The following is a 21486-nucleotide window of genomic DNA, read 5'->3' as shown; positions in this document are numbered from 1 at the left end:
CCAGATCGCCCGAGCGCGGACAGCGGCAGACCGGGCGCGGTTCCGCCACGTGCCGGGGTTCGGGTAGGTTGCGAGTGGCCGGCACCGTTGCTGGCAGGTTCGAGGATCCGGCGGAAAGAGGAGACGACATGGTCGTGCAGGCGTACATCCTGATCCAGACAGATGTCGGCAAGGCCGCCGAGGTGGCGGGCCAGATCACCGGCATCAAGGGCGTGATCGTGGCCGAGGACGTCACCGGTCCCTACGACGTCATCGTGCGTGCCGAAGCGCGCAACGTCGACGAACTGGGCAAGCTGGTCGTCGCCAAGGTGCAGACCCTCGAGGGGATCACCAGGACGCTCACGTGCCCGGTCGTCCACATCTGAGCCCACGCAGGACACGACGCCCGTCACCCGGTCGGGTGGCGGGCGTCTCGCTGCTGGTGGTGCTCGGCCTGCTCCTCGCAGGGTGCGGCGGCGACGTCTCGGTCTCCCGGTTCGCCGTGACCAGCGCAGGCCACGACCGCTGCCCGGCGCTGATCAAGGCGCTGCCGGGCCACGTCGCCGACCAGCCCCGACGGCGTACGACGGGCAGCGCCTTCGCCGCGGCCTGGGGGGACCCGGCGATCGTGCTGCGCTGCGGCGTGGGCCACCCGTCGGGGTTCACCGCGTCGGCAACCTGCCTGACCACGAACGGTGTCGACTGGTTCGTCCCCGCTGCCCAGATCGACGACCTCGGCGCCGGCGTCGTGCTCACCCTGGTGAAGCGGACTCCGCGGATCGAGGTGCGCATCCCCGCGCACTACCGGCCGCAGGGACCCAGCGACGCCATGGTCGACCTGACCGGTGCGGTGCGGGCGCACACCCGTGTCACCGGGCACTGCCACTGACGAAGGGTCAGCGCAGGCCGGTGCCCCGGTCGAGGGCGAGCTGCACCAGCCGGTCGACGAGGTCCGGGTACGACAGGCCGCTGGCCTGCCAGAGCAGCGGGAACATCGAGGTGGCGGTGAAGCCCGGCATCGTCTCGACCTCGTTGAGCACGACCCCCCCGTCGGGCATCACGAAGAAGTCGATGCGGGCCAGGCCCTCGACGTCGAGTGCCATGAACGCCCGCGCCGCGAGCTCGCGCACGGTGGCGGCGACGTCAGCAGGGAGCTCTGCGGGGATCCGATAGCTCTGCTCGAGGTACTTGGCCTCGAAGTCGTAGAAGGCATGGGCCTCGGCCACCGTGATCTCGGCGATCTCGCTGGTCTCCGGCTCCCCGCCGTCGAGTGCCTGCAGCACGCCGATCTCGACCTCCCGAGCGCCGGTGGCGGCGGCCTCGATGAGCACCTTCGGGTCGAAGCGCTGGGCCTCCTCGACCGCGAGGTCCAACGCGCTCTCGTCCTCGACGCGGGTGATCCCGAAGCTGGAGCCGGCCCGGGCCGGCTTGACGAACACCGGGTAGCCCAGGCTCGCGACGGCCTCACGGACCGTCGGGGCGTCGCGCTCCCACTCGCCGGGACGGATCACCACCCACGGCACCACCGGCAGGCCGTTGGCTACGAACAGCTGTTTCATGAAGTGCTTGTCGGTCCCGACGGCCGAGGACAGCACGCCGGCGCCGACGTACCGGACGCCGGCCAGCTCGAGGAGGCCCTGCAGGGTGCCGTCCTGCCCCCAGGGTCCGTGCATCACCGGGAAGACCACGTCGACCTCCCCCAGCATCGCCGGCACCTGGCCCGGCTGGCTCACCACGAGCCCGGCCGCTGGGTCGAGCCGGACCACGGCATCACCGGTCACCTGCGGCATCTCGCCGCCCGGCCCGAGGGCGAGGTGGCCGGCGTCGGCGCTCTCCAGCACCCACCGTCCGTCGGTGGCGATGCCGATCGGGACGACGTCGTACTTCTCGGGGTCGAGAGCACCGATCACGCTGCCTGCCGAGATGCAGGAGATGGCGTGCTCGCTGGAGCGCCCACCGAAGATCACGGCGACGCGGGGTCTGGGTGCCTGGCTGCTCATCTCCCGGGAGACCCTACCGGCGGTCCTCCTACGCTGGGCGCATGCGACCCGCCACTACTGCCGTCCATGCCGGCCGACCGCCGCACCAGCCCGACCAGCCGCTCAACGCGCCGATCACGATGGCCGCGACGTACGTCGCCGGTGGGCAGGTGGAGTACGGCCGGTACGGCAACCCGACGTGGACCGCGCTCGAAGACGCCATCGGCGCGCTCGAGGGAGGTCGGTGCCTGACCTTCGCCAGCGGCCTGGCCGCAGTGGCCACGGTGCTCGACCTGGTCGGCGCCGAGGGCGTCGTGGTCGCGCCCCGGCACAGCTACAACGGCACGATCGGCCAGCTCGCGGATCTCGAGTCCCGTGGCCGTGTCCGAGCCCGGCTTGTCGACGTCACCGACACTGCCGCCTTCGTCGCCGCCTGCGAGGATGCCGCACTGGTCTGGCTGGAGTCGCCGACCAACCCGGCTCTCGAGGTCGCCGACATCAGCGCGATCGCGACGGGCGCGCACGAGGCAGGCGCTCACGTTGTCGTGGACAACACCTTCGCCACTCCGCTGCTGCAACAGCCGCTGGCCATGGGGGCCGACATCGTGGTGCACTCCGCGACCAAGTACCTCGCCGGTCACTCCGACGTGCAGATGGGTGCGCTGGTCACCGGTGACGACGCGCTGTACGACGTCCTCAAGGGCCGCCGAGACCTCCTCGGAGCCGTGCCCGGCCCCTTCGAGGCATGGCTGACGCTGCGCGGGATGCGCACGCTGGCGCTGCGCGTCGAGCGCGCCCAGGCCAACGCAGCCGAGCTCGCCGACCGGCTCCGGGCCCACCCAGCGGTGAGGGCGGTGCGCTACCCCGGCTTCGGCGCCATCGTCGGGCTCGAGCTCGCCGACGCCGACACCGCCGACCACTTCCAGCACGGGGTGGAGCTGTGGGTCTACGCGACCTCGCTCGGCGGCGTGGAGTCCACCCTGGAGAGACGGCGCCGATGGAAGTCGGAGCCCGAGACGATCCCCGAGGGCCTGCTGCGGCTGTCGGTGGGCATCGAGGACGTCGAGGACCTCTGGGCGGACCTCGCCCGGGCGCTGGAGGCCTGAGCCCTAGTCGCGCTCGGCCTTGGTGTCTCGGGCGATGAAGGCGTCCATCATGTCGCGGGCGCCGATCTCGCCACGGACGACGGCGTCGACGTGCTCCGCAATCGGGGCGTCCACACCGCTGCGGGTGGCGAGGTCGAGGATCGACGAGCAGGACTTCACGCCCTCGGCGACCTGACGCGTGGAGGCGATGATCTCGTCGGTGCTCATCCCCCGCCCGAGCTTCTCGCCGAAGGTGCGGTTGCGGGACAAGGGGGACGAGCAGGTCGCCACCAGATCACCCAGGCCGGCCAGGCCCATCAGCGTCATCGGATCGGCACCCAGCTTCATTGCCAGCCGGGCCGTCTCCGCCAACCCCCGGGTGATCACCGAGGCGGTCGTGTTGTCGCCGAATCCCAGTCCGACGGCCATGCCGACGCACAGCCCGACGACGTTCTTGTAGGCGCCACCGACCTCGCAGCCGAGCACGTCCGTGCTGCGGTAGGGCCGGAAGGCCCGGCTGTGGCATAGCGTCTGCAGGCGTCGGGCGACCTCGTCGTCGGCACAGGCCACCACGCTCGCGGCCGGCTCGCGCAGCGCGATCTCCTTGGCCAGGTTGGGTCCGCTGACCACCCCGATGCGCTCCGGGCCGGCACCGGTGACCTCGCCGATCACCTCCGACATCCGACGGACGGTGCCGAGCTCCACACCCTTCATCAGGGAGACGAAGACCGCGTCATCGGGCATCAGCGGCGCCCATTCGGTGAGATTGGCGCGCAGGGTCTGCGACGGCACGGAGAGGACGACGAACTCGGCGCCCCGGACGGCCTCGGCCGGGTCGTGGGTGGCCGAGATGTGGGCGGGCAGCTCGATCCCGGGGAAGTACTCGACGTTCTCGTGCTTGGCGTTGATCGCCTCGCAGAGCTCGGGCCGCCGACCCCAGATCGTCACGTCGTTCCCGGCGTCGGCGAGCACGATGCTGAACGCCGTACCCCACGACCCGGCCCCGAACACGGCGACCCTGCTTCCGCTCACGACGTCCTCCTGCGCTCATCCTTGCGGAAGTTACCGACCTCGGGGACGCCGTGCTTCTTAGGATCGAAGCGCTCGGCGGGCGGCTCCTCTCCGCGGAGCTCGGCGACCTGGGCGGTGATCGCCGCCATGATCCGGTCGGTGGCTTCGTGCAACACCTCGTTGGTCGGCGGCTTGCCCCGCAGATCCTCCAGATCCACCGGGTCGCCGACCTTGTACGCCGTCGTCCGACGCGGGAAGAGGTGCGGGCGCGCGGTGTAGGCGGGAAGGATGTCCTGCGCACCCCACTGACCGACCGGGATCACCGGACAGCCGGTGGCCAGGCCGATCCGCGCCGCACCGGTCTTGCCGCGCATCGGCCAGCCGTCGGGGTCCCGGGTGATCGTGCCCTCGACATAGACCACGACACACTCGCCGTCGTGCACCGCCTGGACGGCCGCGTCGAACGCCGTCACCGCGGTAGCGCTCATCCGCCTCACCGGGATCTGCTTGGCATTGCGGACAACAGCGCCGATGAAGGGCGTGTGGAACAACGCCTCCTTGGCGAGATACCGCGCCAGTCTCCCCTGGTGGAGCAGGAAGTGCGCCAAGGTGATCGGATCGAGGTGCGAGACGTGGTTCACCGCGATCACACAGCCGCCCGTTGCCGGGATCTTGTCGCCGTCCCGCCAGTCCCGCGAGGTCAACGCCAGCAGTGGCGGACGGATCAGGGTGATCGCCGTCGCATAGGCCCAACCACGCCTCTGGCGGAGCCTGCGGCCCTTCCCCACGTCGCCCTCCTGCCCCTGAACGTGCGCGTCCAGCCCGTCGTACCGTCCAGCAGAGACTACTGCCCCCGATGGCTCCCGCCCCGGACCGCCGAGCCCACGTCAGCCTGTGCACCGGCTGCTGGCAGGATCGACGACGTCATGTCCGAGTCCCCGACCTACGCGCTGCTGGTGCCCGTGAAGGCGTGGGACCGCGCCAAGACCCGGTTGCGCCGCTCGCCCACCCGCGCAGACGAACTGCCGGCGGCCTTCGCGCTCGACGCCGTCGCGGCTGCGGTCGCATGCCCGCTCGTCGCCAGTACCTGGGTGGTCACCGACCAGCCCGGCTTCCATCCGCCGGGGACCGTGCTGCTGCCCGATCGCGGAGCGGGTGACCTCAACGCGGCGCTGCGGGCTGCGGAGGCGCACGTACGCACGCACGATGCGGCGCTGGGGGTCGCGGTCCTGCTCGCGGACCTGCCGTGCCTGCGCGCCTCCGAGCTCACCGCGGCGCTCGAGAGCGGTGGCGCCGCCCGGCGGTACGTCGCGGACAGCCAGGGCACGGGTACGACGCTGCTGGTCGCGAGTTCGGAGGTAGCCCTCGATCCGCAGTTCGGCGAGGGTTCCGCGGCCCGGCACCTGGCCGGCGGGGCGACCCCCGTGGCCCTCGACCTGCCGGGCCTGCGGCTCGATGTCGACACCGCCGACGACCTCGCGCGGGCAGTGCGCCTCGGAGTGGGGGCGCACACCGCGGCGGCGCTGCGTCGCGGACGCTGACGTCCGCCGCACCCGAAGGCTCCCCAGACGGATCGGTGGCGACGACCCACTGGTCGTCGCCACCGATCGAGAACGCGAGGTCAGGCCTTCTTGGCTGCCTTCTTGGCGGGTGCCTTCTTGGCGGGTGCCTTCTTGGCGGGTGCCTTCTTGGCGGGTGCCTTCTTAGCCGGTGCCTTCTTGGCGGGCGCCTTCTTGGCCGGTGCCTTCTTGGCCGGTGCCTTCTTAGCGGGTGCCTTCTTGGCCGGTGCCTTCTTGGCCGGCGCCTTCTTGGCCGGCGCCTTCTTCGTCGCCGCCTTCTTCGCCGAAGCCGCTGCGCTGGTGGCCGTCTTCTTGGCCGCAGCCGCAGTCTTCTTGGCTGCCGCCGGCTGCGCCTTGGCCTTCTCCAGGCTCAGCTTGGGGAGCTTCTTGGCCCCCGACACGACTGCCTTGAGGTCAGCGCCGGGGCTGAACTTCGGCACCGCCTTCTTCTTGGCCCGGATCCGCTCCCCGGTGCGCGGGTTGCGGACCATGCGTGCCTCACGGACCCGCTTCTCGAAGGAGCCGAAACCGGTGATGGCCACCTTCTCGCCCTTGGCGACCTCGCGGGTGATGGTGTCGAGCACCGACTCCAGCGCGTGCGCCGCCGCCTTGCGGTTGCCCTCGTATCGGGCCGCAAGAGCGTCGATCAACTGACTCTTGTTCACAAGCTTCCCTTTCGTGAACGTCTCGCATCGAGCGCCATGCCCGACTTTTCCCTTGCACGCTAAGGAAAAGTGAGAGGCGCCACAATGCTTGGCTTAGCGTGTCGCAGAGGGGAATTATCGCCGTCCCGACGCGGCGACCGCGCTCCTCGGCTGACGGATGCAATAGGGCTACGGACTTTCCCCAACAAAACAAGGGGAAACACGCCGCTCGAGGTCACGAAACCATCGACCAGCCAGTCCGACCTCGGCCAGGGCATCTTTTCCGGATCCGTGACCGCACCGCGCACAGGAAGCCCACCGCAGGGCGACCGTCTCGAGAGTCGCCGCACGCGCAGGGTGCGATGCACAGGTCCGCGCAGCCGGCACGATGAGGCCGAGAGAACGCCGTACCCGACCAGAACCAGAGCAGACGAAAGGGCAGCCCGATCTCAGACGGTGACGGGCTTCCAGGCTGGGCGTGTCGACTCGTAGGACGTGATGTCCTCGGCGTGGCCCAGCGTGATGCCGATGTCGTCGAGACCCTCGAGGAGACGCCACCGGGTGTAGTCGTCGATGCCGAAGGACTCGTTGATCGCCTCGGGGCCCTCGCCCGCCTTGATGGTGCGCGACTCGAGATCGACGGTGACGACAGCACCGGGATGCTCCTCGAGATGGTCCCACAGACGCTGCACGACCTTCTCGTCCACCTGGGCGGCCAGCAGCCCGGCCTTGCCGGAGTTGCCGCGGAAGATGTCGCCGAACCGCGACGAGATGACGGCCTTGAATCCATAGTTCTGCAGCGCCCAGACCGCGTGCTCGCGCGACGAGCCGGTGCCGAAGTCCGGTCCCGCGACGAGCACCGAGGCCTCGGCGTACGCCGGTCTGTTCAGCACGAACTCGGGGTCGTTGCGCCACGCGGCGAACAGCCCGTCCTCGAAGCCCGTTCGGGTGACCCGCTTGAGGTAGACGGCCGGGATGATCTGGTCGGTGTCGACGTTGCTGCGCTTCAGCGGCATCGCGACGCCGGTGTGGGTGGTGAACTTCTCCATGGCGAGCTCCTGAGGGGTCAGTCGAGGTCTGCGGGCGAGGACAGCGTTCCGCGTACGGCGGTCGCGGCGGCCACCAATGGCGAGACCAGGTGGGTGCGACCACCCTTGCCCTGCCGCCCCTCGAAGTTGCGGTTGGAGGTCGAGGCACTGCGCTCCTGCGGGGCGAGCTGGTCGGGGTTCATGCCCAGGCACATCGAGCACCCGGCGCCACGCCACTCCGCGCCCGCCTCCTTGAAGACGACGTCGAGACCCTCGTCCTCGGCCTGGAGCCGCACCCGCACCGAGCCGGGCACCACGAGCAGCCGGGTCCCGTCGGCGACCGAGCGGCCCTTGATCACCTCGGCCGCGGCGCGCAGGTCCTCGATCCGGCCGTTGGTGCACGAGCCCACGAACACGGTGTCGATCTTGATGTCCCGCATGGGTGTCCCGGGCGCGAGGCCCATGTAGACCAGAGCCTTCTCGGCTGCGACCCGGTCCTGCTCGTCGTCGAAGTCCTGCGGGCCGGGGACGCTCGCACCGAGCGGGACGCCTTGCCCGGGGTTGGTCCCCCAGGTGACGAAGGGAGTCATGGTGCTGGCGTCGAGCACGATCTCCTTGTCGAACTCGGCGTCGTCGTCGGTACGCAGGCTCTTCCAGTGCTGCACCGCCGCGTCCCAGTCGGCGCCCTCGGGCGCGCGGGTGCGGCCCTCGATGTAGTCGAAGGTGGTCTGGTCGGGAGCGATCAGCCCGGCTTTCGCCCCCCACTCGATGCTCATGTTGCAGATCGTCATCCGCGCCTCCATCGAGAGCTCCTCGATGGCCGATCCGCGGTACTCGACGATGTAGCCCTGGCCGCCGCCGGTGCCGGTGTGCGCGATCAGGGTGAGCACCAGGTCCTTGGCGGTGACGCCCTTGGGCAGCGAGCCGTTGACGGTGACCGCCATCGTCCGCGGCTTCGCCTGCATCAATGTCTGCGTGGCGAGCACGTGCTCGACCTCCGAGGTGCCGATCCCGAACGCGATCGCGCCGAAGGCACCGTGGGTGGAGGTATGGCTGTCGCCGCACACGATCGTCATGCCGGGCTGGGTCAGGCCGAGCTGCGGACCGACGACGTGCACGATGCCCTGCTCGATATCACCGAGCGGGTGCAGCCGGACGCCGAACTCGGCGGCGTTGCGACGCAGCGTCTCGACCTGGGTGCGGCTGATCGGGTCGGCGATCGGCTTGTCCCAGTCGATGGTGGGGACGTTGTGGTCCTCGGTGGCCAGGGTCAGGTCGGGTCGCCGTACCGTGCGGCCCGCGAGCCGCAGCCCGTCGAAGGCCTGCGGCGAGGTCACCTCGTGGATGAGGTGGAGGTCGACGTAGAGCAGGTCCGGCTCCCCGTCGGCCGATCGGACGACGTGCTCGTCCCACACCTTCTCCGCCAGCGTCTTACCCATCGCCCCTCCAGGCACTTCGAGTCTCATCGGGTCTGCGTGACCCCTGTGGTCGACCTGCCGGCCTGCGGCCTTGGTCACGTCGGCGAGGCTAGCACTTGCATCCCATGATCTGAGACGGCAATATTGCCATATGGACAACTCTAGCGGGGTCGGCGTACTCGACAAGGCCGCCCTCGTGCTTGCCGCCCTCGAGTCCGGCCCGGCCACCCTGGCCGGCCTGGTCGCCGGCACCGGCCTGGCTCGGCCGACCGCGCACCGTCTCGCGGTCGCCCTCGAACACCACCGCCTGGTCGCCCGAGACATGCAGGGTCGGTTCGTGCTCGGACCGCGGCTGGCCGAGCTCTCCGCCGCCGCCGGCGAGGATCGGCTGCTCGCTGCGGCCGGTCCGGTGCTGGCCCGGTTGCGCGACATCACCGGCGAGTCCGCCCAGCTGTGGCGTCGTCAAGGCGAGTTCCGCGTCTGTGTCGCGGCCGCGGAGCGTCCCTCCGGCCTACGTGACACCATCCCGGTCGGCTCCCAGCTGACCATGCGCGCCGGGTCGGCCGCACAGGTGCTGCTCGCCTGGGAGGACCCCGAGCGGATGCATCGCGGCCTGCAGAACGCCGCGTTCTCGGCGACCGCGCTGGCCGGGATCCGCCGCCGCGGCTGGGCCCAGTCCGTCGGTGAGCGCGAGCAGGGCGTGGCCTCGGTCTCGGCGCCGGTCCGCTCCCCCAGCGGAAAGATCCTCGCTGCCGTGTCGGTCTCGGGACCGCTCGAGCGACTGACCCGTCAGCCCGGAAGGATGCACGCTCCCGCCGTTCTCGCCGCCGCCGAGCGCCTCTCCGAGTCGCTGCGCCGCGCCGCCGCCGAGTGACTTTCCCAGGTGAGGAACCCAAGCGTCACCTTCACCCAGGAGAGTCGGTGTGTGAAGGAGGACCTTCTGGGGTGAAGTACGGCGAACCAGCAGCGCCCTCACCGAGCGGCCCTCACCCGGGCCGCCCTCACTGGGAAGCCTCAGAACAGGGCATCCTGCTCGAGGCCGAGCAGGATCTGCTTGCGCTCGAGGCCGCCGGCATACCCGGTCAGGCTGCCGTTGGCTCCGATGACCCGGTGGCACGGGATGACGATCGGGATCGGGTTGCGCCCGTTGGCGAGCCCCACGGCGCGCGAAGCGGCGTTGGTGTGGCCGAGGCGGCGCGCGATCTCGCCGTACGACGCGGTCTGCCCGTAGCCGATCTCCAGCAGCTGGGCCCACACCGACTTCTGGAACGTCGACCCGGCCGGCGCCAGCGGCAGGTCGAACTCCTTCAGCTCGCGCGCGAAGTACGCCGAGAGCTGGGCTACCGCCCGCGCCAGCAGTGGATCGTGGTCGGCCCGTTCCCCGATGGGACGACCGTCCGAGAGACCCCGGAAGGGGCTGAACTCGATGGCCGCCAGGGCGTCGTCACGCGCGATGATGCGCAGCTCGCCGACCGGCGAGTCCATCGTGGTCCACATCGTGTGCGCCTTCGTCTCCAGTGTCGTGGTCACCTTATGTCTCCTTCGTCAGCGCGGTCGGCGAGTGCCGACCACAGGTGCATGAGTGCGTAGGACCGCCAGGGTCGCCACTCCTCCGCGGCGGCGACGACGTCGGTGATCCCGCGTCGTTCTGCGGCGTGCCGGACGCCCACGTCAGTGGGCAGGAACGCGTCGGGATCGGCGAGGGCGCGCATCACGACGTAGTCCGCGGTCCACGGTCCGATGCCCGGCAGGGCGAGCAGGCCGGCGCGCACCTCCCTGCGATCGGCACTGCGGTCCAGGCGCACCGTGCCGTCGGCGAGTGCAGCGGACACGGCTCTCAGGGCGATGCCGCGCGCTCGTGGCATCGCGATCTCCTCCGGATCGACTGCCGCGAGCCGGTCAGCGGTCGGGAAGAGGTGGGTGACGGCGTGGTCTCCGGCGAGATCGAGCGGCTCCCCATGGGCGGCCACCAGCCGAGCCGCCAGAGTGCGGGCTCCGGCCACGCTGACCTGCTGTCCGAGTACGGCGCGGGCGGCGAGCTCGGCCCCGTCGACATGGCCCGGCACCCGAAGGCCCAGGCGACGACGCACCAGGGGCGCCAGCCGTGGGTCCGCACCGAGCTGGTCGTCGACCGCGACGGGGTCACAGTCGGCGTCGAGCAGCCGCCTGGTCCGCTCCAGCGCTGGCGCGAGGTCGCGTGTGTCGGCGAGCGTGAACCGGCACGGCACCGACCCCGCGGGACGGCCGGTCAGGTCGATGCGCACCACACCCGGTCCGTGCGGCAGCCGGAGCGAGCGCTCGTAGCAGCCGGCCTCGACCACCTCGACGCCCGGAACGGCGCGGAGGGCCAGGAAGCCCAGCAGGCTCGCCGCATCGAAGGGCTCTCGCACGCCGATCCTGGTGGCGATCGCGCCCGAGGCCGTCGTACTCCCCCGCCGGCCGCGGAGCTCGCTGGGCGTGCTCGCGTAGACCTCACGGACCGTGTCGTTGAACTGACGGATGCTCGAGAAGCCCGAGGCGAAGGCGATCTCGGCGAGCGCCAGATCGGTTGTCTCGACCAGGACGCGTGCCGTCTGGGCCCGTCGCGCCCGCGCGAGCGCCAGCGGACCGGCGCCGAACGTGCGGGTGACCACCCTGTTCAGCTGCCGGGTCGAGTAGCCCAGCTTGGTCGCCAACCCGTCGACGCCCTCACGCTCGATCGTCCCATCCGCGATCAGGCGCATCGCCCGTCCCGCGATGTCGGCGGTGACGTCCCAGTCCGGGGACCCAGGAGTGGCGTCCGGCAGGCAGCGCTTGCAGGCACGGTAGCCGGCCTGCTGGGCAGCGGCTGCCGTCGGGTGGAAGGTGACGTTCGCGAGCTTCGGGGTGATCGCCGGGCAGCTCGGCCGGCAGTAGATGCCGGTGGTACGCACAGCCGTGTAGAACATCCCGTCGAAGCGCCGATCCTTGCTCTTCACCGCTCGGTAGCAGGCCTCGATGTCGAGGTACATCGCCGTGCTCATGGGTCCAGTCTGCGGGAGCGCCCCGGGTAGTTCTAGCGGAAATCGGCCATCACCATGGCCCGACCGCACTGGACACCGAGCGGGTGAGCGCAGGCGCAGGCAGGATGGCGTCATGACCGAGGATCCCTGGGCGGAGCTGACCGACCGGTTCATCGAGGGCGCCTACGCCAGCGTGAAGGGCAGAGTGCGCACCTACGTCCTGCATCATCACCTCAGGGAGCACCTGCCGCCTCCGCCGGCCACGATCCTCGACGTCGGTGGCGGCGCCGGACACCAGTCGTTCCCGCTGGCCCGCCTCGGCTACCACGTCGTCCTCCTCGACTCGTCGGACGCCATGCTCGCCGCGGCGGAGCAGCGCCTGGCCGGTGAGCCGCCGGAGGTCCGGGACCGGGTCCGGCTGGTCCGGGGCCGAGGCGAGGACGCTCCCGACCTGCTCGAACAGCGTACGTTCGCCGCGGTCCTGTGCCACGGAGTGCTCATGTACCTGCCCGACCCGGCCCCGATGATCAGCGCGCTGTCCGCGTGCACCGCGACCGGCGGCATCGTCTCGGTGCTGGGGCTCAACGCAGCGGCCATGGCCGTGCGTCCCGCCCTGGAGCACCGCTGGGACGACGCGAGGGTCGCCTTCGGCTCCCGAGAGGAGCGCGGTGTGCTCGGACTGCCCACCCGCGCGGATACCGTCGAGGACCTCGGCCGCGCGTTCGCCCGGCACGGCGTCCGCACGCTGGGCTGGTACGGCGTCTGGCTGTTCACCGACTGGATGGCGCTCGATGACGGCGAGGACGAGCTGACCCGGATCGCCGAGGTCGAGCTGGAGGCGAGTCGACGCGACCCCTACCGACAGCTGAGCCGCGTCTTCCACCTCGTGGCCCAGCAGAGCAGCTGACTCCGACCGGAACCGGCCACACGTTTGAATCGCGATACCCCATGGGGGTATGCTGCAGGCATCCTAGGAATACCCCATGGGGGTATGTGGCTGCCGCAGTACGAAACCGGACAGAGGACGGATCCATGACGCAGAGCGATCCCATCACGAGCGAGCCGTCGGCTCCGCAGTACAGCTATGTCGCGAACGGGACGAAGGACGACTACCTCAAGCGGCTCCGACGGATCGAGGGCCAGGCTCGCGGCCTGCAGCGGATGGTCGAGGAGGAGAAGTACTGCATCGACATCCTCACGCAGATCTCGGCGATGACGAAGGCGCTCGAGTCGGTGGCGCTCGCGCTGCTCGACGAGCACATGGCGCACTGCGTGGTCAACGCCGTCGCCCAGGGCGGTGGCGAGGCCGAGGTGAAGCTCAAGGAGGCCTCCGACGCCATCGCACGACTCGTCCGCAGCTGAGCCAGACCCGCACACACGAAGACACCCGAGAGGAACACCGAACATGTGCAGCGATGACACCGCCAAGGCCGACATCGACACGACGAGCGGCGCGATCTCCGAGGCCGGCACCGCGTCGTACACGGTGAGCGGCATGACCTGCGGCCACTGCGTCGCCTCGGTCACCGAGGAGGTGCAGGCGATCGATGGCGTCCGTGACGTGGTCGTCGACCTGTCCACCGGCAGGTTGACCTTCCGATCCGACCAGCCCGTCCCGCCCGAGGCCGTCGAAGCGGCGGTCCGCGAGGCGGGCTACGCGCTGGCATGAGCACCGGCGACTCCGCCCACCGAGCCGGCCGAACCGTTTCCGAGGAGGTCTGATGACCAGGCAGGCTCAGCAAGGCGCACCGAGTGCGTCACGCACGGCCACGTCGAGCGCAGCCGGTGCTCCCGGCGGCATCGAGCTCGCCATCACCGGGATGACCTGCGCATCGTGCGCCAACCGTGTGGAGCGCAAGCTCAACAGGCTCGACGGCGTGACCGCTACGGTCAACTACGCCACGGAGAAGGCGAAGGTGACCTTCGACGAACGCGTCACGCCCGCCGACCTGGTCTCCGCCGTCGAGTCCGCCGGGTACGGCGCGCTGCTCGCGCAGCCTCCGCAGTCGGAGTCCGGCTCGGGATCCGCTCCCGGCGGACCGGACCCCGTCGACTCACTACGGCAGCGGTTGGTCATTTCGGCCGTGCTGAGCGTCCCGGTGGTGGCGATGGCGATGATGCCGGCGCTTCAGTTCGACAACTGGCAGTGGCTCTCGCTCACCCTGGCCGCACCCGTCGTGGCCTGGGGGGCCTGGCCCTTCCACAAGGCCGCCTGGACGAACCTCCGCCATGGCGCCTCCACGATGGACACCCTGATCTCGGTCGGCACGCTCGCGGCACTGGGCTGGTCGGTGTACGCCCTGTTCTGGGGCACGGCCGGCGTGACCGGGATGCGGCACCCCTTCGAGCTCACCGTCGAGCGCAGCGATGGTGCGGGCAACATCTACCTCGAAGCCGCAGCAGGCGTGACCACATTCATCCTGGCTGGTCGCTACTTCGAGCAACGGTCGAAGCGGCGGGCGGGCGCAGCACTGCGGGCGCTCCTCAACCTGGGAGCGAAGGAGGTCTCGGTCCTGGGGCCCGACGGTGTGACCGAAACGAGTGTCCCGGTGGCCAACCTGTCGGAGGGCGACCTCTTCGTCGTCCGTCCGGGCGAGAAGGTCGCGACCGACGGTGTCGTCGAGGGCGGCACCTCCGCGGTCGACGCCTCGATGCTGACCGGCGAGTCGGTCCCGGTCGAGGTGCGCGAGGGCGACGCGGTCGTCGGCGGGACCGTGAACGCCGGCGGCCGGCTGGTCGTGCGCGCGACCCGCGTCGGCGCGGACACCCAGCTCGCGCAGATGGCACGGCTCGTGGAGGACGCACAGAACGGCAAGGCCCAGGTGCAGCGCCTGGCCGACCGGATCTCGGGCATCTTCGTGCCGATCGTCATCATGCTGTCCGTCGCGACGCTCGGCTTCTGGCTGGGCACCGGCAACGGCCTTGCCGCCGCGTTCACCGCGGCAGTCGCCGTGCTGATCATCGCCTGCCCGTGCGCGCTCGGCCTCGCCACACCGACCGCACTCATGGTGGGCACCGGCCGTGGTGCTCAGCTGGGCATCTTGATCAAGGGCCCGGAGGTGCTGGAGTCGACACGGTCGGTGGACACCGTCGTACTCGACAAGACCGGCACGGTCACCACCGGCCGGATGACCCTGCGCGACGTGATCCCCGCTGCGGGTGAGCAGGAGGCCGAGGTGCTGCGGTACGCCGGCGCGCTCGAGGACGCCTCCGAGCACCCGATCGCCCGCGCTGTCGCCGACGCTGCTCGTGCCCGATTCGGATCCCTGCCCGGTGTCGAGGAGTTCGCCAACGTGGAGGGGCTCGGCGTCCAGGGCGTCGTACTCGACGGACAGTCCAGCCACGCGGTCCTGGTCGGCCGGCCACGCCTTCTCGCTGAGTGGTCCCAACACCTGGACGACGACCTCCGAGGCTCGATGCGAGACGCCCAAGCGACCGGCGGCACGGCGATCGCCGTTGGCTGGGACGGCAAGGCCCGCGGCATCGTCGTGGTGGCCGACGCGGTCAAGGAGACCTCCGCGGCCGCCATCCGCGAGCTCCGGCAGCTCGGGCTGCGGCCCGTGCTGCTCACCGGGGACAACGAGAGCGTCGCCCGCGCTGTGGCCGCCGAGGTGGGCATCGCCGATGACGACGTCATCGCCGAGGTCCTTCCGGCCGAGAAGGTGGCGGTCGTCAAGCGCCTGCAGGCCGAGGGTCGCGTGGTCGCGATGGTCGGCGACGGCGTCAACGACGCGGCCGCGCTGGCCCAGGCAGACCTCGGCCTGGCCATGGGCACCGGCACCGACGTGGCCATCGAGGCCGGTGACCTCACCCTGGTCCGTGGCGACCTCCGCGTGGCTGCCGATGCCATCCGGCTCTCCCGCCGCACCCTGGCGACGATCAAGGGCAACCTGTTCTGGGCCTTCGCCTACAACGTCGCCGCGATCCCGCTGGCGGCCGCCGGGCTCCTCAACCCGATGCTCGCCGGTGCGGCCATGGCCTTCTCCTCGGTCTTCGTCGTGTCCAACAGCCTCAGGCTGCGCAGATTCAAGGCGCAGTCGTCGTCCGCGGCCTGACCGACGAAGGGCGCAGCGTGTCGCTACGCTCAGGCACGTGCACGGGCATGGCCACAACGGCCGCACACGGCGCCCGGATCCGGACGTCGTGAGTGTCCGCCGAAGGACAGGAGTGTCGATGATCCGCCGACCTGAGCGAGCCGCCTACTCGGCCGAAGTCTGCGGCACCCGCTCGGATCGCCTCCGCTGAGCCTCGATGCCAGGTCGACACACGCGCGAGCCGCGATCAGCAAGCACCGCATCGGGGGCACCCACGACGGAGGCCGGACGTGGCCACGGACACGGCCACACCCCGGACCCGTTGCCGCTGGGCACCAGGTCACGGTGGCTGCTGCTCACCTTCCTGGCCGGATGCGCGATCGCGGCGCTGGTGGGGATGGTCGTGCTGTTTCCCCACTCCGGTGCTGCGGAACAGCCCCACCTCGCCTACAGCGCTCCGGGGACCACGTATCCGGAGGCCACGGTGATCCAGGTGCAGCACAGCTGCCCGGGCAACCACCAGACGTCGACGGGAGGATGCGCGCAGATCCGAGTCCGGGTGAGCGAAGGGGTCGCGCGCGGCGAGAGCGTCACGGTCCAGCTGTCCGCGGCGGACGCGAGCTCGGGCCTGCGCGCCGGTGACCGGGTCGAGCTGATCCGTACGCCGGGCTCCAACGGGGCGGCTGACTCCTTCGCGTTCTTCGGGGTGGTTCGACACAACGCGATGTGGGCGCTGGGGGTCTTGTTCCTGCTGGTGGTGGTCGCCGTCGCGCGCCTGCGCGGGCTGCTAGCGGTGGTCAGCCTGAGTGTGGGCGGTGCGGTGGTGCTGGAGTTCATGCTCCCTGCGCTGCTCCAGGGACACTCGGGGGTCGGAGTGGCGCTGTCGGGCAGCACGGTGATCATGTTCGTGGTGCTCTACCTGACGCACGGGATCTCGCTGCGCACCAGCACCGCGCTCGCCGGCACGCTCCTGGGCATCGGTCTGACCACCGTGATCGGCTGGTACGCCGTACGCGGCGGCCGACTCTCGGGAGTGGGCGACGACGCCTCGGGCCTGCTCAGCGGTCAGGTCCACCTGAACTTCCAGGGCCTGTTCATGTGCATGACGATCGTTGCCGCACTCGGAGTCCTCAACGATGTCACCATCACTCAGGTCTCCGCGGTCTGGGAGCTGCGCGCCGCGGCCCCGGAAGCCTCCCTGCGCAGCCTGTTCTCCGCGGGTATGCGGATCGGGCGGGACCACCTGGCCTCGACCATCTACACCCTCGTGTTCGCCTACGTCGGCACCGCGATGGCGACCCTGCTGCTGGTGCAGCTCTACGCCATGCCGGCCTCGTCGGTGCTCAACTCCGAGGACATCGCCGAAGAGGTGCTGCGCACCCTGACCAGCTCGATCGGGCTGGTCCTGACGGTGCCCTTCACCACTGCGCTCGCCGCCCTCCTCGCAGGCACTGCCCGGGCTCCGCGGGCGTCCCGCAATCAGCTCGTCGCATGACCGAGGTGACGGCGACCCGCTACTTCCCGACCTTGAACGGCAGCGTGGTGGCGGCGTCCTCATGGCCGTCGCGGAAGACCTTCACCTGGTAGGCACCGGCGTCGGTGAGCGGGGCGATGAACTCGGCGTCGTCGCCCGCGTGGGCTTCACCCTCGCCGAGCTCGGTGCCGTCGGGACCGAGCAGCTCGAGGTAGTGCTCGGCTGCCGAGCGGTTCTCGAGCTTGAACTCGATCCGCTCACCACGGGAGCCACCGAGGTCCGCAGGCGAGCGCACGGTGCCGTTCCTGGTGACCACGAACTCCAGCTCGCGGTCGTAGCCCTCGGCCGCCTCGGTGTGTCCGCCGGCTCCGGTGACACTCAGCGCCGTGCGGATGCCGTCGCCGACCATCCCGGGCTTGCAGGCCAGCTGGTAGTCGCCGGCCGCGAGGTCCAGCTCGAGGGTCTGGGTCGTGCCGGGCCCGATGTTCTCCCTCTCGCCGATGATCTTGGAGAACTTCTCGCCGTTCTTGCCGTAGACGTAGACCTCGGTGACGTCGGAGCCGACGTTCTGGATCCGGAAGGCGTGCCGGCCGGCGGCCAACGCGGTGTCGTCGACCGTGCAGGTGCGGTCGCCGGCCTCGACGTCGTGGGAGATGGCCTCGGTCGCGTCACCGCTGCCGCATGCGGTCAGGGTGCCGAGCAGGGCGGGAGCGGCGAGGAAGCCACCGAGGAGAGAGCGGGTTCGCACAGAAGTCATGGGGCATGCCTTTCAGAGGGGTCGGGTTCACACGAGAAGAGGTCGGTAGAGCAGGAGGGTCTGACGTCGGTGGGTCAGACCCGGGCCGAGGAGGCCACCCGCCGGGGTGCCGTGCTGCGTGCCGGCCACAGGAACGCAGTCATCACGACCACCAGGTAGGCCGCCCACGCGGTGAGCTCGAGGTGGGTCGGCGCAGGGTTCCAGTTGAAGGCACCCTTGAGCAGCGCGCCGTACCAGGACGACAGCGGCACCTGGGCGCTGACGTCGAACACGGTGCTGGTCAGGCCGGGCAGCCAGCCTGCCTCCTGCAGGTCGTGCAACCCGTAGGCCAGCACTCCGGCGGCGACCACGACCAGCCCGATGCCGGTGTATCTGAAGAACGTGGCCAGGTTGATCTGAACTGCACTGCGATAGAGCAAATAGCCCAGCGCCACTGCAGTGAGCAGGCCCAGCAGCGCACCGAGGAAGGGCTGAGTTCCACTGGTCGCCTGCGTGGTCGACCAGATGAACAGGGAGGTCTCGATCCCCTCTCGGGCGACCGACACGAACGCGATCACGACCAGTGCGAGCGGGCCGATCGCCAGCGCCGCGGCCACCTTGCCCTCGAGCTCGCGCTTGAGGAATCGCGCGGTACGGCGCATCCAGAAGATCATCCAGGTGACCAGGCCCACCGCGAGGATCGACATCAGTCCGCCGAACGCCTCCTGGGCCCGGAACGACATCTCTGAGCTGGTGAACGTGAGCAGCGCCCCGAAGCCGACACTGAGCGCGACCGCGGCCGCGGCGCCCCACCACACATCGCGCACCCGATCTCGACGCCCGGTGCGGACCAGATAGGCGATCAGGATCGACACGACCAGGGCCGCCTCGAGACCCTCACGCAGGCCGATCAGGAAGTTCGCCAGCACCTCTCACACCTCCGCAGTAATTAGGTAAGGCACACCTTACATACGCCCCCGTGTCGGCGCCAGCCCCACCACGCCGAAAGGTCCGTACGGCGCCCTCAGGACTCGCGCGGCCGGCTCGCTCCGGCGAGTGTCATCACAGCGGCTAGGCCGGCCTCGGTGCCGGGCCACAGCCGCTCGATGGCCTCGGGGCCCGCGCGCCTGACCACCGACCTCAGCACGAGTGCGAGCACCACGACGTCATCGGCATAGCCCAGGATCGGTACGAAGTCGGGGACCAGGTCGAGCGGCGAGGCCAGGTAGACAAGCAGCGCCGCGAGCCGGATCCGCACCCCACGCGGCAGGCTCGAGTCACGTGCCAACCGCGAGACGAGTCGCACGAGATCCGGGACCAGCCGGACCATCTCTCCCAGCTCGACGGTCCTGGCGTCACGGCGCGCAACCCGCCACAGCGCCAGGACCAGGACCAGCCACAGCACCACCAGCCCCGCCGCAAGCGTCCCCAGGGCGGTCCACACCGTCACCCAAGTCACGGTATCCATGCGCACCGATCATCCCCGCAGCCGGACCGCCGGGAAGGGCAGACAACGATGGCTCCCTGACCAGCTTTGCTGACGTCAGAGAGCCATTCACGTGCGTACCCCCGACCGGATTCGAACCGGCGCTACCGCCTTGAGAGTGCGCCCGAGGCCCTACCGGACGATGATGAAAATTGATGAATGCGCAGGTCAGACGGGGTTTGCGGTCTGGATCGCCGTTGGTCGTCGAGGACTGTTTTCGGCCCTGGTGTTGCCCCAGTGTTGCCCAGCGGTCTCCACTCCGACCTTCAGGAGGGCGAACTTCCACCAGAGCCCAAGCAGGTCGGGTACAGGCGAAGGTGCCGACGTGACACCGATCCTGCTGCCGGATGCGTAGTTCACGCCAGGGTCTCGGGAAGCAGGTTGAAGTGCCTGCACTTTGGGCGTGATGGCCGGGAATCGGCCCCGCGTGGTTGGCGAGGATCGGCCAATGCTGGAATTGTGCCTCTGACCTGCGGAAACGCGGCTTGACGTCGCTGGCGAGGGTTGGTCGTTTTTGAACTTCTTGCGGACTATCTGCGGACTGACGCAGCGTCAATAGGAGGGCGCGGGCGAGGCAATTCGGCCTTTCGCTGCCGCGCGTTGCCCTCCCAGGTGTGACAAGTTATCTTGGAGTGCGTGGATGACCCGATCATCGCTCCTTCCGCGCTCAAGCATGGGCTCGGTGAGGACGAGATCATCCACGCCTACCGCAACCCGGTCCGAGTCTGGGACCTCGGTGACGGGTTCACCATGATCCTCGGCCCCAATCAGGCCGCGATCTTCCTCGAAGTCGGTTACGTCCAGGGCGAGCAGGTGCACGTCATCGTGCACGCGATGCTGGCCCGCGAGAAGTTCCTCCGGTGATGACCATGCCCCGATCTGTAGACGAAATCCTTGCCCACGCCGACCAGCTCGCCGCCAAGTTCGAGAACTATGAACCCGACCCCGCGCATGAGCTCGACGCGAATGCCGTCGCCCTCCTCCGCGAGGCGGTCACCCAGCGCTCCGCGGCCGAACGGCACGTCATCGACGCGGTGCGCGCCGCCCGCGAAGCGGGCATCTCCTGGTCCGCGATTGGGAGCTTCCTGGGCACCTCAGGCGAGGCGGCACGACAGCGATACGCGAACAAGGTCGCCTGAGTCGCGTGTGGGCTCGCAGGACAGCAGCCCGCGACTGCGCCGACACCACCCGCCCTCCATGCGGCATAGAGTGCGTTCCTAAACCGCGGGCGTGGGCACCAGGTCCAGCCCCGACCCCGCGATCCGCAACGGGCCACCGCGCCGAATCTTCGCGCACCACGGTGCGCCCCGAAGGCGGCGCCGAGATGCTCATCTGTGAAGAGCCATCAAACCTGCGGCGCTTCAGTGGTGAGTCGACCGTCACGGAGGTGGACGACGTTGTCGCATCGCTTGGCAAGGTCAAAGTCGTGGGTGGCGATCACGAGGGTTGTGCGGTAGGTGTCACGGAGGTCGAACAAGAGCCGGATGATCTCTTCGCCCGTGTGGGTGTCGAGATTACCGGTGGGTTCGTCTGCTAGCACGACGCTCGGCTCATTGATAAGCGCGCGGGCGATCGCGACGCGCTGTTGCTGCCCTCCTGAGAGCTTGGTCGCTGGGGAGTTCTCTCGTCCGGCAAGTCCGACGGCAGCCAGCAGCTCGCGAGCTTTGTCTCTCGTCCTAGCCGCGTCCCTGCGGCCGCCGCGGCGCGGCAGGAGGGGGACGGTGACGTTGTCGAGCACCGAGAGGGTCGCCAACAGATGGAAGCTCTGGAAGACAAACCCAATGCTGGCGCGGTAGTCGGCAAGCCTTCGGGCGGAAATCTCGGTGATCGTGACATCCCCGACCCTGATGGTGCCAGAGTCCGGGCTGTCCAAGGCCCCGATGAGATGAAGGAGGGTGGACTTGCCCGAACCTGACGGCCCGGTGAGGGCCGTTACGGTACCTCGACCAACGGCGAGGTCGATCCCATCAGCGGCGATGACTTCGGCATCAAGAGTGTGAAAGGTCTTCCGCAGTTCGCTGACGTGGATCACTGGGTCAGCGACCTCTGGTATCGATCCTTGAATGGTCATG

General features: G+C 69.8%; 24 protein-coding genes. 12 read left to right on the top strand and 12 right to left on the bottom strand.

Going from position 1 to position 21486, the window contains the following annotated elements:
• Window positions 1–128: 128 nt before the first annotated feature.
• Both Q9R13_RS19455 and Q9R13_RS19450 read left to right on the top strand, forming a co-directional pair.
• Window positions 129–365, top strand: coding sequence for an Lrp/AsnC ligand binding domain-containing protein (locus tag Q9R13_RS19455; RefSeq protein WP_310962826.1), 237 nt, complete (start codon window positions 129–131; stop codon window positions 363–365).
• Between the two features lie 35 nt (window positions 366–400).
• Window positions 401–868 (top strand): DUF3515 domain-containing protein, encoded by a 468-nt coding sequence (locus Q9R13_RS19450; RefSeq protein WP_310962825.1) that lies wholly within the window; start codon window positions 401–403, stop codon window positions 866–868.
• 7 nt (window positions 869–875) lie between these two features.
• Here Q9R13_RS19450 and Q9R13_RS19445 read toward each other — a convergent pair whose 3' ends face one another.
• Window positions 876–1979, bottom strand: coding sequence for a D-alanine--D-alanine ligase family protein (locus Q9R13_RS19445; protein ID WP_310962824.1), 1104 nt, complete (start codon window positions 1977–1979; stop codon window positions 876–878).
• Window positions 1980–2020: 41 nt separating this feature from the next.
• On the opposite strand from Q9R13_RS19445, the gene Q9R13_RS19440 reads away from it, so the two are divergent.
• Window positions 2021–3064, top strand: a complete 1044-nt coding sequence (locus tag Q9R13_RS19440) for a trans-sulfuration enzyme family protein (RefSeq protein WP_310962823.1) — start codon at window positions 2021–2023, stop codon at window positions 3062–3064.
• A gap of 3 nt (window positions 3065–3067) precedes the next feature.
• Here the strand turns inward: Q9R13_RS19440 and Q9R13_RS19435 are convergent, their stop codons facing one another.
• Window positions 3068–4075 (bottom strand): NAD(P)H-dependent glycerol-3-phosphate dehydrogenase, encoded by a 1008-nt coding sequence (locus Q9R13_RS19435; RefSeq protein WP_310962822.1) that lies wholly within the window; start codon window positions 4073–4075, stop codon window positions 3068–3070.
• Complete coding sequence (locus tag Q9R13_RS19430; protein WP_310962821.1) at window positions 4072–4842, bottom strand: lysophospholipid acyltransferase family protein; 771 nt, start codon at window positions 4840–4842, stop codon at window positions 4072–4074. Before Q9R13_RS19430 ends, Q9R13_RS19435 begins: the two co-directional genes overlap by 4 nt.
• 138 nt (window positions 4843–4980) lie before the next feature.
• On the opposite strand from Q9R13_RS19430, the gene cofC reads away from it, so the two are divergent.
• Window positions 4981–5595, top strand: a complete 615-nt coding sequence (cofC, locus tag Q9R13_RS19425) for a 2-phospho-L-lactate guanylyltransferase (RefSeq protein ID WP_310962820.1) — start codon at window positions 4981–4983, stop codon at window positions 5593–5595.
• 80 nt (window positions 5596–5675) lie between these two features.
• Here the strand turns inward: cofC and Q9R13_RS19420 are convergent, their stop codons facing one another.
• The 3 genes from Q9R13_RS19420 to leuC all read right to left on the bottom strand — a co-directional run bounded on the left by Q9R13_RS19420 (window position 5676) and on the right by leuC (window position 8724).
• Window positions 5676–6278, bottom strand: coding sequence for an HU family DNA-binding protein (locus Q9R13_RS19420; RefSeq protein WP_310962819.1), 603 nt, complete (start codon window positions 6276–6278; stop codon window positions 5676–5678).
• Between the two features lie 428 nt (window positions 6279–6706).
• The gene (gene leuD / locus Q9R13_RS19415; protein ID WP_310962818.1) at window positions 6707–7306 is read right to left on the bottom strand and encodes a 3-isopropylmalate dehydratase small subunit; all 600 of its coding nucleotides are present in this window, start codon (window positions 7304–7306) and stop codon (window positions 6707–6709) included.
• A 17-nt stretch (window positions 7307–7323) separates the two neighbouring features.
• Complete coding sequence (gene leuC, locus Q9R13_RS19410; protein ID WP_310962816.1) at window positions 7324–8724, bottom strand: 3-isopropylmalate dehydratase large subunit; 1401 nt, start codon at window positions 8722–8724, stop codon at window positions 7324–7326.
• Between the two features lie 130 nt (window positions 8725–8854).
• Here leuC and Q9R13_RS19405 point away from each other — a divergent pair, with 130 nt between their 5' ends.
• Window positions 8855–9577 carry an IclR family transcriptional regulator gene (locus Q9R13_RS19405; protein ID WP_310962815.1) on the top strand — a complete coding sequence of 241 codons (723 nt, stop codon included), beginning with the start codon at window positions 8855–8857 and terminating at the stop codon, window positions 9575–9577.
• Window positions 9578–9717: 140 nt separating this feature from the next.
• On the opposite strand, the gene Q9R13_RS19400 is transcribed toward Q9R13_RS19405, so the two are convergent.
• On the bottom strand, window positions 9718–10233 hold the full coding sequence (locus Q9R13_RS19400) for a methylated-DNA--[protein]-cysteine S-methyltransferase (protein WP_310962814.1): 516 nt from the start codon (window positions 10231–10233) through the stop codon (window positions 9718–9720).
• Entirely contained in the window at window positions 10230–11705 is a 1476-nt protein-coding gene (locus Q9R13_RS19395) for an AlkA N-terminal domain-containing protein (RefSeq protein WP_310962813.1), read from the bottom strand. The genes Q9R13_RS19400 and Q9R13_RS19395 overlap by 4 nt, the downstream gene beginning before the upstream one ends.
• 112 nt (window positions 11706–11817) lie before the next feature.
• Between Q9R13_RS19395 and Q9R13_RS19390 the strand changes: the two genes are divergently transcribed.
• The 5 genes from Q9R13_RS19390 to Q9R13_RS19370 all read left to right on the top strand — a co-directional run bounded on the left by Q9R13_RS19390 (window position 11818) and on the right by Q9R13_RS19370 (window position 17213).
• The gene (locus Q9R13_RS19390; protein ID WP_310962812.1) at window positions 11818–12591 is read left to right on the top strand and encodes a methyltransferase; all 774 of its coding nucleotides are present in this window, start codon (window positions 11818–11820) and stop codon (window positions 12589–12591) included.
• Between the two features lie 125 nt (window positions 12592–12716).
• Window positions 12717–13046, top strand: a complete 330-nt coding sequence (locus Q9R13_RS19385) for a metal-sensitive transcriptional regulator (protein ID WP_310962811.1) — start codon at window positions 12717–12719, stop codon at window positions 13044–13046.
• 43 nt (window positions 13047–13089) lie between these two features.
• Entirely contained in the window at window positions 13090–13353 is a 264-nt protein-coding gene (locus Q9R13_RS19380; RefSeq protein WP_310962810.1) for a heavy-metal-associated domain-containing protein, read from the top strand.
• A gap of 151 nt (window positions 13354–13504) precedes the next feature.
• Complete coding sequence (locus tag Q9R13_RS19375) at window positions 13505–15739, top strand: heavy metal translocating P-type ATPase (RefSeq protein ID WP_397219474.1); 2235 nt, start codon at window positions 13505–13507, stop codon at window positions 15737–15739.
• Between the two features lie 301 nt (window positions 15740–16040).
• A complete protein-coding gene (locus tag Q9R13_RS19370) occupies window positions 16041–17213 on the top strand; it encodes a YibE/F family protein (protein WP_310962808.1) in 1173 nt (390 codons plus the stop codon).
• A gap of 19 nt (window positions 17214–17232) precedes the next feature.
• Here Q9R13_RS19370 and Q9R13_RS19365 read toward each other — a convergent pair whose 3' ends face one another.
• From Q9R13_RS19365 to Q9R13_RS19355, 3 genes are all read right to left on the bottom strand, one after another.
• The gene (locus Q9R13_RS19365; RefSeq protein WP_310962807.1) at window positions 17233–17949 is read right to left on the bottom strand and encodes a cupredoxin domain-containing protein; all 717 of its coding nucleotides are present in this window, start codon (window positions 17947–17949) and stop codon (window positions 17233–17235) included.
• Window positions 17950–18023: 74 nt separating this feature from the next.
• Window positions 18024–18857 (bottom strand): iron uptake transporter permease EfeU, encoded by an 834-nt coding sequence (gene efeU / locus Q9R13_RS19360; RefSeq protein ID WP_310962806.1) that lies wholly within the window; start codon window positions 18855–18857, stop codon window positions 18024–18026.
• A gap of 95 nt (window positions 18858–18952) precedes the next feature.
• The gene (locus Q9R13_RS19355; RefSeq protein ID WP_310962805.1) at window positions 18953–19396 is read right to left on the bottom strand and encodes a YkvA family protein; all 444 of its coding nucleotides are present in this window, start codon (window positions 19394–19396) and stop codon (window positions 18953–18955) included.
• Between the two features lie 654 nt (window positions 19397–20050).
• Here Q9R13_RS19355 and Q9R13_RS19350 point away from each other — a divergent pair.
• Together Q9R13_RS19350 and Q9R13_RS19345 are read left to right on the top strand one after the other, a co-directional pair.
• Complete coding sequence (locus Q9R13_RS19350; RefSeq protein WP_310962804.1) at window positions 20051–20278, top strand: hypothetical protein; 228 nt, start codon at window positions 20051–20053, stop codon at window positions 20276–20278.
• Window positions 20278–20553: a hypothetical protein gene (locus Q9R13_RS19345; protein WP_310962803.1), complete on the top strand. Its 276-nt coding sequence runs from the start codon at window positions 20278–20280 to the stop codon at window positions 20551–20553. Before Q9R13_RS19350 ends, Q9R13_RS19345 begins: the two co-directional genes overlap by 1 nt.
• A gap of 206 nt (window positions 20554–20759) precedes the next feature.
• On the opposite strand, the gene Q9R13_RS19340 is transcribed toward Q9R13_RS19345, so the two are convergent.
• The gene (locus Q9R13_RS19340) at window positions 20760–21485 is read right to left on the bottom strand and encodes an ABC transporter ATP-binding protein (RefSeq protein WP_310965127.1); all 726 of its coding nucleotides are present in this window, start codon (window positions 21483–21485) and stop codon (window positions 20760–20762) included.
• Window position 21486: the final 1 nt, after the last annotated feature.

It is taken from the genome of Nocardioides marmorisolisilvae (assembly GCF_031656915.1).
GTDB lineage: Bacteria > Actinomycetota > Actinomycetes > Propionibacteriales > Nocardioidaceae > Marmoricola > Marmoricola terrisoli.
The sequence above is the reverse complement of the archived record's forward strand: the minus strand, read 5'-3'. Positions and strand labels throughout refer to the sequence as shown.

Excerpts from the sequence above, each read along its gene's own strand:
- leuD (WP_310962818.1), bottom strand. The coding sequence starts at position 7,306 with ATGGAGAAGTTCACCACCCACACCGGCGTCGCGATGCCGCTGAAGCGC.
- Q9R13_RS19375 (WP_397219474.1), top strand. The coding sequence starts at position 13,505 with ATGACCTGCGCATCGTGCGCCAACCGTGTGGAGCGCAAGCTCAACAGG.
- Q9R13_RS19355 (WP_310962805.1), bottom strand. The coding sequence starts at position 19,396 with ATGGATACCGTGACTTGGGTGACGGTGTGGACCGCCCTGGGGACGCTT.
- Q9R13_RS19380 (WP_310962810.1), top strand. The coding sequence starts at position 13,090 with ATGTGCAGCGATGACACCGCCAAGGCCGACATCGACACGACGAGCGGC.
- Q9R13_RS19455 (WP_310962826.1), top strand. The coding sequence starts at position 129 with ATGGTCGTGCAGGCGTACATCCTGATCCAGACAGATGTCGGCAAGGCC.
- Q9R13_RS19340 (WP_310965127.1), bottom strand. The coding sequence starts at position 21,485 with ATGACCATTCAAGGATCGATACCAGAGGTCGCTGACCCAGTGATCCAC.
- Q9R13_RS19405 (WP_310962815.1), top strand. The coding sequence starts at position 8,855 with ATGGACAACTCTAGCGGGGTCGGCGTACTCGACAAGGCCGCCCTCGTG.
- Q9R13_RS19390 (WP_310962812.1), top strand. The coding sequence starts at position 11,818 with ATGACCGAGGATCCCTGGGCGGAGCTGACCGACCGGTTCATCGAGGGC.
- Q9R13_RS19365 (WP_310962807.1), bottom strand. The coding sequence starts at position 17,949 with ATGACTTCTGTGCGAACCCGCTCTCTCCTCGGTGGCTTCCTCGCCGCT.
- Q9R13_RS19385 (WP_310962811.1), top strand. The coding sequence starts at position 12,717 with ATGACGCAGAGCGATCCCATCACGAGCGAGCCGTCGGCTCCGCAGTAC.
- Q9R13_RS19440 (WP_310962823.1), top strand. The coding sequence starts at position 2,021 with ATGCGACCCGCCACTACTGCCGTCCATGCCGGCCGACCGCCGCACCAG.
- Q9R13_RS19395 (WP_310962813.1), bottom strand. The coding sequence starts at position 11,705 with ATGAGCACGGCGATGTACCTCGACATCGAGGCCTGCTACCGAGCGGTG.
- cofC (WP_310962820.1), top strand. The coding sequence starts at position 4,981 with ATGTCCGAGTCCCCGACCTACGCGCTGCTGGTGCCCGTGAAGGCGTGG.
- Q9R13_RS19345 (WP_310962803.1), top strand. The coding sequence starts at position 20,278 with ATGACCATGCCCCGATCTGTAGACGAAATCCTTGCCCACGCCGACCAG.
- Q9R13_RS19445 (WP_310962824.1), bottom strand. The coding sequence starts at position 1,979 with ATGAGCAGCCAGGCACCCAGACCCCGCGTCGCCGTGATCTTCGGTGGG.
- leuC (WP_310962816.1), bottom strand. The coding sequence starts at position 8,724 with ATGGGTAAGACGCTGGCGGAGAAGGTGTGGGACGAGCACGTCGTCCGA.